10 protein-coding genes are annotated in these 8,828 nt (G+C 76.8%); 1 reads left to right on the top strand and 9 read right to left on the bottom strand.

The annotated features are described in order from the left end of the window. Positions 1-7 precede the first annotated feature (7 nt). The 6 genes from PYV61_RS15790 to ytxJ all read right to left on the bottom strand — a co-directional run bounded on the left by PYV61_RS15790 (position 8) and on the right by ytxJ (position 6,040). Positions 8-1,630, bottom strand: a complete 1,623-nt coding sequence (locus PYV61_RS15790; RefSeq protein WP_275833277.1) for an ATP-binding protein — start codon at positions 1,628-1,630, stop codon at positions 8-10. Further along, positions 1,623-2,654 carry a chemotaxis protein CheB gene (locus PYV61_RS15785; protein ID WP_275833274.1) on the bottom strand — a complete coding sequence of 344 codons (1,032 nt, stop codon included), beginning with the start codon at positions 2,652-2,654 and terminating at the stop codon, positions 1,623-1,625. The genes PYV61_RS15790 and PYV61_RS15785 overlap by 8 nt, the downstream gene beginning before the upstream one ends. Before the next feature lie 50 nt (positions 2,655-2,704). Beyond that, positions 2,705-3,256, bottom strand: coding sequence for a hypothetical protein (locus PYV61_RS15780; RefSeq protein WP_275833272.1), 552 nt, complete (start codon positions 3,254-3,256; stop codon positions 2,705-2,707). After that, positions 3,253-3,639 carry a hypothetical protein gene (locus PYV61_RS15775; RefSeq protein WP_275833270.1) on the bottom strand — a complete coding sequence of 129 codons (387 nt, stop codon included), beginning with the start codon at positions 3,637-3,639 and terminating at the stop codon, positions 3,253-3,255. The genes PYV61_RS15780 and PYV61_RS15775 overlap by 4 nt, the downstream gene beginning before the upstream one ends. 138 nt (positions 3,640-3,777) lie before the next feature. Then, positions 3,778-5,652, bottom strand: a complete 1,875-nt coding sequence (locus PYV61_RS15770; RefSeq protein ID WP_275833268.1) for an ABC transporter ATP-binding protein — start codon at positions 5,650-5,652, stop codon at positions 3,778-3,780. 67 nt (positions 5,653-5,719) lie between these two features. Beyond that, positions 5,720-6,040: a bacillithiol system redox-active protein YtxJ gene (gene ytxJ / locus PYV61_RS15765; protein ID WP_275833266.1), complete on the bottom strand. Its 321-nt coding sequence runs from the start codon at positions 6,038-6,040 to the stop codon at positions 5,720-5,722. 198 nt (positions 6,041-6,238) lie between these two features. On the opposite strand from ytxJ, the gene PYV61_RS15760 reads away from it, so the two are divergent. Next, a complete protein-coding gene (locus tag PYV61_RS15760; protein WP_275833264.1) occupies positions 6,239-6,565 on the top strand; it encodes a hypothetical protein in 327 nt (108 codons plus the stop codon). A gap of 93 nt (positions 6,566-6,658) precedes the next feature. On the opposite strand, the gene PYV61_RS15755 is transcribed toward PYV61_RS15760, so the two are convergent. The 3 genes from PYV61_RS15755 to PYV61_RS15745 all read right to left on the bottom strand — a co-directional run. Further along, positions 6,659-6,871, bottom strand: a complete 213-nt coding sequence (locus PYV61_RS15755; RefSeq protein ID WP_275833261.1) for a cold shock domain-containing protein — start codon at positions 6,869-6,871, stop codon at positions 6,659-6,661. Between the two features lie 201 nt (positions 6,872-7,072). Further along, positions 7,073-8,485: a hypothetical protein gene (locus PYV61_RS15750; protein ID WP_275833259.1), complete on the bottom strand. Its 1,413-nt coding sequence runs from the start codon at positions 8,483-8,485 to the stop codon at positions 7,073-7,075. Between the two features lie 67 nt (positions 8,486-8,552). Further along, positions 8,553-8,828: hypothetical protein (locus PYV61_RS15745; protein WP_275833256.1), on the bottom strand; the 276-nt coding region annotated here is incomplete at its 5' end.

Here is an 8,828-nt window from a genome sequence, read left to right as displayed (position 1 = left end):
GCGCCGCTCAGGGCGCGGCCGGGGGGACGGCCGCCGGCAGGCGGACGTGGACCGCCGTCCCGCGGCCCGGGGCCGACTCGAGCGTCAGCTCGCCGCCCAGCAGCGCCGCCCGCTCGCGCATCCCCGCGAGCCCGAAGCGCCGCTCGCGACGCACGCGCGCCGCCGTGGCCGCCGGGTCGAAGCCGCACCCGTCGTCCTCGATCACCAGCCGCACCTGCCCGTCGGTCCGGTCGACCACCACGCTCGCCTGCGACGCGCGCGCGTGCTTGGCGACGTTCGTCAACGCCTCCTGCGCGACGCGGTACAGCGCGCTCGCGACCTCGGGCGCCACCGGCGGACTCGCCGCCAGCCCCGTCACCGCCACCTCGGCCCCGACGCCGTAGCGCGCCGACCACTCGCGCGCGTAGGACTCGAGCGCGCTCGCCAGCCCCACGTCGTCCAGCTCCGGCGGGCGCAGCTCCAGCGCGATCGCGCGGACGCCGGCCGTCATGCGCCCCGCCAACGCCTGCAGCTGCGTCAGCCTGGCCCCGAGCGCCGCGGCGGCGGCGTCGGCCTGTCGGCGCGCCGCGAGGCGGAGCGCGTCGTCGAGCCCCAGGCGGAAGGCGGTGAGCTCCTGCCCGAGCTGGTCGTGGAGCTCGCCCGCGATCCGCCGCCGCTCCGCCTCCTCCGCGTCGAAGAGCCGGCGGCGCAGCGCGTCGCGCTCCCCCGTGCGCGCGACCACGCGCCGCTCCACCTCCTCCAGCGCGAGCCGCCGCGCGTGGACGTCGCTCGCCGCGCCGAACCAGCGCACGATCCGCCCGTCGGCGTCGCGCAGCGGCTCGGCGCGCACCTGGAACCAGCGGTGCCGGCCGTCGCGCCCCCGGATCCGGTGCTCGTGCACGAGCGGCTCGCCGCGCGCCACCGCCCGCCGGTAGTCGTCGCCGGCGCGCGCCCGGTCGTCGGGGTGGAGCGCGTCCACCCACCCCCACCCCCGCGCGGCGTCGGGCGGCTGCCCCGTGTACTCCGTCCACCGCGCGTTGAACCAGCGCGTCGCGCCGTCCGGGTCGCTCTCCCACAGCAGGTCGGGCACGAGCTCGGCGACCGTGCGGAAGCGCGCCTCGCTCTCGCGCAGGGCCGCCTCCGCGCGCGCGCGCTCGACCGCGGCCCACGCGCGCTCGGCGGCGTCGGCGACCAGCGCCACCTCCTCGGCCGTCCACCCGCGCGGCGCCGGCGTCGCGACGCAGAGCGCGGCCACCAGCTCGCCGGACTTCACCAGGGGGAAGGCGACCAGGGCCACGCGCGCGGCCGCCGACGCCGCGCGCCCGGCGCCGGAGACGAGCGCGGAACGCTGCGCATCGTCCACCACGACCGGTTCGCCGCGCCCGTGGAGCGACGCCAGGTCGCCGCACGCCGACAGCCGGTACTCGCCGGCCAGCGACGCCCCGCCGCCGCGCGCATGGTCGTAGGCCACCACGGCGCGGTCGTCGGCCGTCGCGCACTCGACGTAGTACGTGTGCTCCGCCGCCAGGTGCTCGCCGAGACGGCGGCAGACCTCGCGCTGGATCGCGACCGGGTCGGCCAGCGGCCGCAGCGCGTCGGCGAGCGCGAGCAGGAACCCCCGGCGCGCGTCCAGCGCCCGCGCGCTATCCACCGGGGGCCGCCGCGTCGTCGGCGCGCACCGCCTCGAGGCTGACGGCGCGGTGCCGCATGGCGGCCTCGCGGACCGCGTCGGCGCGCGTCTGGGCGTCCGCCGCCGTCCGCGCGAGCTGCGCCGCGAACTCGCCCCCGTCGCCGCGCGAGGTGCGCGTGGCGGCCTCGCGCAGCAGCAGCGCGGTCTCCTCCACCGCCCGGACGGCGCCCCACAACGCCGCCTCGGCCGACTCCGACGTGGAGGCGAGCAGCGAGTCGAACGAGTAGGCGTGACCCGTGTGGCAGCGGAATCGCGGGACGCCGTCGTCGGCGCGCATGAGCACGCCGTGGCAGTCCGGGCACGTGTACGGGCTCGGCGGGCCCAGGGTGAGCACGCCGGCCCCGAGGGCCTGCTCCTCCATGGCGATGCGGACCTCCGTCTCGAGCGTCGGGGCCGGCGGGCCTGGGGCTGCGTCGGCCGGGGTGCCGGCCAGACGCACCAGCAGCGGCGCCAGCTCGTCGTCGTGCACCACGTGGTCGGGCGCCGTGTGCGCCATCGCGTTGCGCGGCATGTCGGCGTGCAGCGCGTCGGCGGGGTCCTGCACGACGAGCACGCCCCCGCGGTCTTTCACCGCCCACGCGCCCGCGGTTCCGTCGTCGAGTCGCCCCGACAGCACGACCGCCACCACGCGCGGCCCGTACGCCAGCGCCGCGGAGCGGAAGAGGGGGTCGATGGCCGGGCGGCTGTGGTTCTCGCGCGGGGCCCGGGTGAGGCGCAGGCGGTCGGGCTCGACCACGAGGTGGCGGTCGGGTGGTGCGATCCACACGCGGCCGGGCGCCAGCGGCTCGCCGTCGCGGGCGAACGCCACCGGGAGCGCGCACCGCCGCTGGAGGATCGCCGCCAGCACGCTGGGACTTCCCGGCGCCAGGTGCAGGACGATGAGCACCGCGGCGGGAAACCCGGCGGGAAGTCCCGCGACCATGGTGCGGAGCACTTCGACGCCCCCGGCGGAGGCGCCCACCACCACGACGTCGCGGATCTGCATGGCCGCGCACGCTGCAACTATCCCGCCGCGCACCCCCGGCCGGGCGCGGCTCAGCCGCGCGCGCGGAACGACGGCCGGAACCGCGTCGGCGGGACCGGGGCGGCGGGCGCCCGCTCCAGCTGCTGGAGCGTGCGCATCAGCACCCCCAGCCAGTCGTCCTGGGGCGGCGCCTCGGCCTCAGGCGGCGTGGCAGCGTCCAGCTCGTCGTCGAGGAGCATCGCGCAACGCGGGCAGAGCCCGTGCGTGCAGCGGAGCGGCGCGTGGCCGTCGTGCAGCCGCTCGCGCACCCAGCCGGGCGCCTGTACCCACTGGCCGACCGCCGGCGCCGGCGTGAAGCAGACGGCCTCGCATTCCATGCACACGCGCAGCGGGGGGGCGCCGGTGCCGAACGCGCGCAGCGCCGCCAGGCCGGCGTGCCAGGCGCGCCACTGCGCGCGCGACTGCGCGATCGCGGTCTTCACCGTGGCGACGCGCAGGCACGAGTCCGCCGCGGCGGCGGTGAGCGCCGCCGCCGCCCGGCGTACCGCGACCGCCCGCTCGCGCAGCTCGCGCGAGCGCGCGACCAGGGAGTCGGCGTCGGCGCTCGGCACGGGGGCGCTCATGCGGCCTGGTAGTAGGCGACGATGGACCACCGCACCGCGTCGGACATCAGCTCGCGCGCCTCGAAGACGTCGAGCTCGGGCGGCGTGCCCTCCCGCATGGCGGTCTTGACGAGCACGAGCATCCGCTGCGGCGGCTCGCCCTCGGCGCGCAGTCGGTGCACGTAGGCGGTGATCGACGCCCGCAGCTGCGCCCGCAGCGCCAGCGACGCCTCGATGCTCCGCTGCGACGCGCCGGCGAGCGCCTCCGCGTTGGCGAGCACCAGGCGGCTGCGCAGCGTCTGTGCCTTGGAAGACCGGATCGCGGCGCGGGCGCGCTCGAGCGTCTGCCGGATGTGCGCCCGGCTGCCGAGCCCGCCTAGGGGGGAGTCGCTGGTAAGGTCCATCCGCCTGCCCGCCGCGTGTGTCATGAACCGCCCGTCACCGCCCCCGCCCCCTCCCAGTAGAGCGGAAGCCCGCTCGGGGCGACATCGGGAGCGTGTGTCATTCCTCAGGGGATTCCCGGAGACGGCCTCGCCGCGCGCTCACCGGTACCCCGCCGCCTGCAGCTCGAAGAGCTCGGCGTAGCGCCCCCCCTGCGCCATGAGCTCGGCGTGGGTCCCCGCCGCCTCCACCCGGCCGTCGGCGAGCACGAGGATGCGGTCGGCCATGCGCACGCTGGAGAACCGGTGCGAGATGAGCACCGCCGTGCGACCCGCGCCCAACTCCTTGAAGCGCTCGAACACCTCGAACTCCGCGCGCGCGTCGAGCGCGGCCGTGGGTTCGTCGAGGATCAGCAGCTGCGCGTCGCGCATGTAGGCGCGCGCGATGGCGATCTTCTGCCACTCGCCGCCCGACAGGTCGACGCCGCGCCGGAAGCGCTTCCCGACCACTTGGTCGTACCCCTCGGGGAGCCGCGCGACGACCTCGTCGGCCAGCGCGCGCCGCGCCGCGTCCTCGATCCGCGCGCGGTCGCCGCGCGCCGCGATGCGCCCCACCGCGATGTTGTCGGCGGCCGTGAGGTGGTAGCGCACGAAGTCCTGGAAGATGACGCCGACGTTGGCGCGCAGGGCGTCGAGGTCGTACTCGCGCAGGTCGTGGCCGTCGAGCAGGATGCGCCCCTCGTCGGGGTCGTAGAGGCGCGCCAGGAGCTTGACCAGCGTCGTCTTGCCGGCGCCGTTCTCGCCGACCAGCGCCAGCACCTCGCCGGCGCGCAGCGTGAAGCTCAGGTGGCGCACCGCCCACCGCTCCGCGCCGGGGTAGATGAAGCCCACGTCCTCGAACACCAGCCCCTCGCGCATCGGCCGAGGGAACGGGCGCGGGTTCGCCGGCGAGCGGATCTCGGGCTCGATCTCGAAGAACGAGAACAGGTCGTCGAGGTAGAGCGCCTGCCCCGCGGTCTGCGAGAAGCCGGTGAGCAGCCCCTCCAGCAGCGTGCGCAGCCGGCGGAACGACGCCGACAGGAAGGTCAGGTCGCCGATCGTCAGCGTGCCCGCGACCGTGCGCCACGCCAGCCACGCGTAGGCCACGTAGTAGCCGGCCGTCCCCGCGGCGGTGAGCACGCCGCCCCACCCCGCGCGCCGCACGGCGAGCGTCCGGTTCGCGCGGTAGAACCCCTCGGCCAGCTCGCGGTAGCGCGCGATGAGGAAGGCGTTGAGGCCGAAGATCTTCACCTCCTTCGCCGTCTCGACGCTGGCGCCGGTCTGCCGCACGTAGTCCAGCTCGCGCTGCTCGGGCGTGCGCGCGTAGGCGAGCGCGTAGCTGCGCGCGTTGAAGTGCGCCTCGCCGAGGAACGCCGGCACCAGCGCCACCAGCAGCAGCGCGATCAGCCACGGCGCGTACACCGCCAGCCCGGCCGCGAAGCTGGCGATCGTCACCACGTCCTGCGCCTGCCCGAACAGCTGCGAGATGAGCGTCATGCGCCCGCTCGCCTGCCGCCGCGCGCGGTCGAGGCGGTCCTGCAGCTCGCTGTCCTCGAAGTCCTCGAGGTCGAGCGTCGCCGCGTGCTCCATCAGGCGCACGCTGGTCGTGCTCGAGAAGCGCTCCGACAGCAGCGAGTCGGCGAGCGACACGAGGCGCCCGAGCACGTCCGACAGCACGGCCAGCCCGAACTCGGCGCCGAGCAGCAGGAGCAGGCGGTCGAGGCGCCCGGACTCGTACCACCCGGCGAGGGTGGCCGGGGCGCCCGGCGCGCCGACGCGCGCGACCACCTCGTCGACGATCAGCTTCCCGACGTACAGCGTGGCCACCGGCAGCAGCGCGCGCGCCAGGCGCAGCGCGAGCGTCCACACGGTGAGCCCCGGGCTCGTCTGCCAGACGAGCCGCAGGAACGGCGGCAGGTTGCGGAGCGCGCCGAGGCGCTCGCGCAGGGTGCGGGGCTGCGGGAGTCGCGGCGGGGCGCCGGTCGTGGGCGGTGGCATCGGGCGGGAAGGTGGCCGACGCCGCCGTTGCACGCGCGGTGCCCGCGCGCGCGACGCCGCGGCCGCGCTACTCCCGGACCCGCCGCTCCAGCCCGTCGGCCGTGATGTCGAAGTGCGCGGCGTGCCATGCGGGCGCCCCGTCGCGCAGCACGAACGCCTGCGGCGACTGGTGCTCCACGCCGAGGCGCGCGGCCAGCGCGTCGGACAGCGCGCGGTGCTCGGTCACCTCGACGCGGTACACGGGGACGTCCGGGTGGCGCTCGGCGAACGCCTCCAGCTCGGCGCGCGCGGCGCGGCTGATCGGGCAGTGGGCGCCGTGCTTGAGCAGCACGCAGGTCGCCTCGCGGAAGGGCGCGTCCGCCTCGGCCTCGGTGGTCAGGTCTCGCATGCCGCCGCCCCTGCGCGACTCGCGTGCCCGCGCGGCGCGGCCCGCGGGGCGCGGCCCCCGGCGCATTGCGCCCGGCCGCGCCGCCGGTTAGCTCTCGAAGAGCGACACGTGCGCGCCGCGCACACACCGCTGACGGACAGGGGCCCTCGCTCTCGCGGGGGCCCTTTCGCGTTCCACCCACCACGCAGGGGAACGAGCATGACGGAACGGGCGCTCGACACGGACGCCGCACGCGAGTTCGCCTTCCTCGAGGAGGGGCGGACCTACACCTGCCGCGTCGAGGCGAGCCGCCACGACGGGGGGCGCGACTGGTGGTGGGTCGCGGTGTCCAACGACCCGCACGGCCGGCACGCGCCCTTCCGCGCGGTGGCCGACGAGTCCGACGCCGACGTGCGGACGCGCGTGCTCGCGTTCTTCGCCGAGCGGCAGGCGCGCCGCGACGCGCCGTGGCAGGCGCCCTGGCAGCGGAAGCGCGACGCCGCCGCCGCACCGGCCGCCGCGCCGGCGGCGCCCGCGGCCCACTGAGCCACGGGGATGCACGAACGCGGGGGCGGGGCGACCGATGTCGCCCCGCCCCCGCGTCGTACGCGGCCGGCCCGGAGGCCGGCCGCGCGTGGGTCAGCGGCCGATCGAGACGACGTTCTCCGCCGCCGGGCCCTTCTGCCCCTGCACGATGTCGAACTCCACCCGCTCACCCTCGGCGAGGCTCTTGAAGCCCTGCTTCTGGATGGCCGAGTGGTGGACGAAGCAGTCCTTCTGGCCGTCGGCGGGCGTGATGAAGCCGAAGCCCTTCGCGTCGTTGAACCACTTCACGGTGCCGGTCGTACGCATGGTCGAACTCCTGGTGATGTGCTGGTGATGTCGGAGTCCGGCCCTGCTGCACCGCCCCTCGACGTGTGGCGTGCGTCCCGCCCGTGACGCGAAAGGGCCCCCGCGAGAGCGAGGGCCCTTCCCCATGACGGTGTATGCGCGAGACGCATCTGTCGCCACCTGGAACTTAGGGCCTCGGGGCCCGCGCGGCAACGCCGCCGCTCACGCCCCCGCCGAGGCGGCCAGCGGGGCGCGGCGCAGGCGGCCGAGCGCGCCGCCCGCGACGTAGGTCGCCAGCGCGCCCCCGAGCGACAGCAGGAACGGTGCGGTGAGCCCGGCCGCCGTGCCCGCCAGGTACGCCAGCGTCCCCACCGCCAGCGTCGCGTACGCCGTCCGCACGCCGCCGAACGCCGGCCCGCCGAACAGCGCGAACGTCACGCACACCAGCGTCCCCGCGCTCCCGAACGCCGACGCCTGCTCGACCAGCGCGAACACCCCCTCGGCGCGCACCGCGAGCACGAAGGCGCACGCGCCGAACCCGAGCACGCCGGCGCGCGCGAGGCGCACCTTGCGCCGCTCGTCGGCGACGCCGAGCAGCGGCACGAGCAGGTTGTGCGACAGCAGCCCCGACGCGACCAGCAGCGTGCTGTCCACGGTCGAGAGGATGGCGGCCACGAGCCCGCCGGCGAACACCGCGAAGCCGAGCGCGCCCAGGTGGCGCTGCGCCAGCGCGGGGACCAGCTGCTCCGCGTCGGCGAGCCCGGGGAGGAGCGACGCGCCGACGAGCCCGATCCCCACCGGGATCAGCCCCACCGCGAGGTAGAGCGCGGCGGCGGCCAGCGTCGAGTTGCGCGCCAGCGTCGGCGAGCGCGTGGCGATCACGCGCGCCACCAGCTCGGTCGCGATCACCGACCCGAACACCGGCACCGCCCACGCCTCCGCGACCTCCAGCCAGGGCGGCGTGGCCGCGGGGGCCGCCGCCGCGCGTGCCAGCCGCGCCGCCTCGAGCGCCGCCGGCACCCCGTCCGGCCCGCCGACCGCGCCCAGCACCGCCCACCCGACCACCAGCAGCCCGGCGATGAGCACGAACCCCTGCAGCAGGTCGTTCATCGCGTCGGCCAGCAGCCCGCCGACCATCGTGTACAGCACCACGAAGCCGGCCGCGACCGCGATCCCCGTCTGCACGTCGAGCGTCGGCGCGGCGGTGGCGAGCACGGTGCCGAGCGCGCGCACCTGCGCCGCGGCCCAGAGGATCGAGCTCGGGATGAGGATCACCGCCGCCGTGCGCTCCACGCCCACGCCCCAGCGCGTGCGGAACAGGTCGGCCAGCGTGGTGAGCCCGCGCCGCCAGAGCGGGACGGCGAAGATCAGCGCCATCAGGATCAGGCACAGCCCGTAGCCGAACGGCTCCGCCGACGCGACGGACAGCCCCTCGCGGTACGCGCTCCCGGCCGACCCGACCACCGTCTCGGCGCCGAACCAGGTGGCCATCGTCGAGAAGGTCGCCAGCCAGGGCCCGAGCCGCCGGCCGGCGACGAGGTAGTCGGCCTCGGACGCGATCCGGCGCGCGACCCAGATCCCGATCCCGAGCTGCAGCGCGAGGTAGCAGAGCGTCGCGGCGAGTGTGACGGTCATGGGGGCGAATGATGACCCCGCCGCGCGCGCCGCGTCAGGCGCCGGTCAGCCGGTCGTCACCCCGTCGTCACCCCGCGCAGCGGATGGACAGGTAGCCCAGCCAGCGGTCGACCTCCGCGGGGTCGGGCCACGCGCCGCCGGCGGCCACCGACTCGGCGTGCCACACCTCCCCCCACTGGTCGGTGACCACCAGCGCGGGCGCCGCGACACCGGCCGCCGCGGCGACGCGCCCCCGGTCGTCGACCAGCACGGGGAGCCCGCCCGGCAGCCCGCGCGCCGCGTCGGCCGGCGGGACGACCACCAGCGCGCGCCCGTCGGAGGCGCGGAAGGTCGCGGCGGCGTC

The organism is Roseisolibacter sp. H3M3-2 (assembly GCF_029211165.1).
GTDB lineage: Bacteria > Gemmatimonadota > Gemmatimonadetes > Gemmatimonadales > Gemmatimonadaceae > Roseisolibacter.
This window is presented reverse-complemented; position numbering and strand designations above follow the sequence as displayed.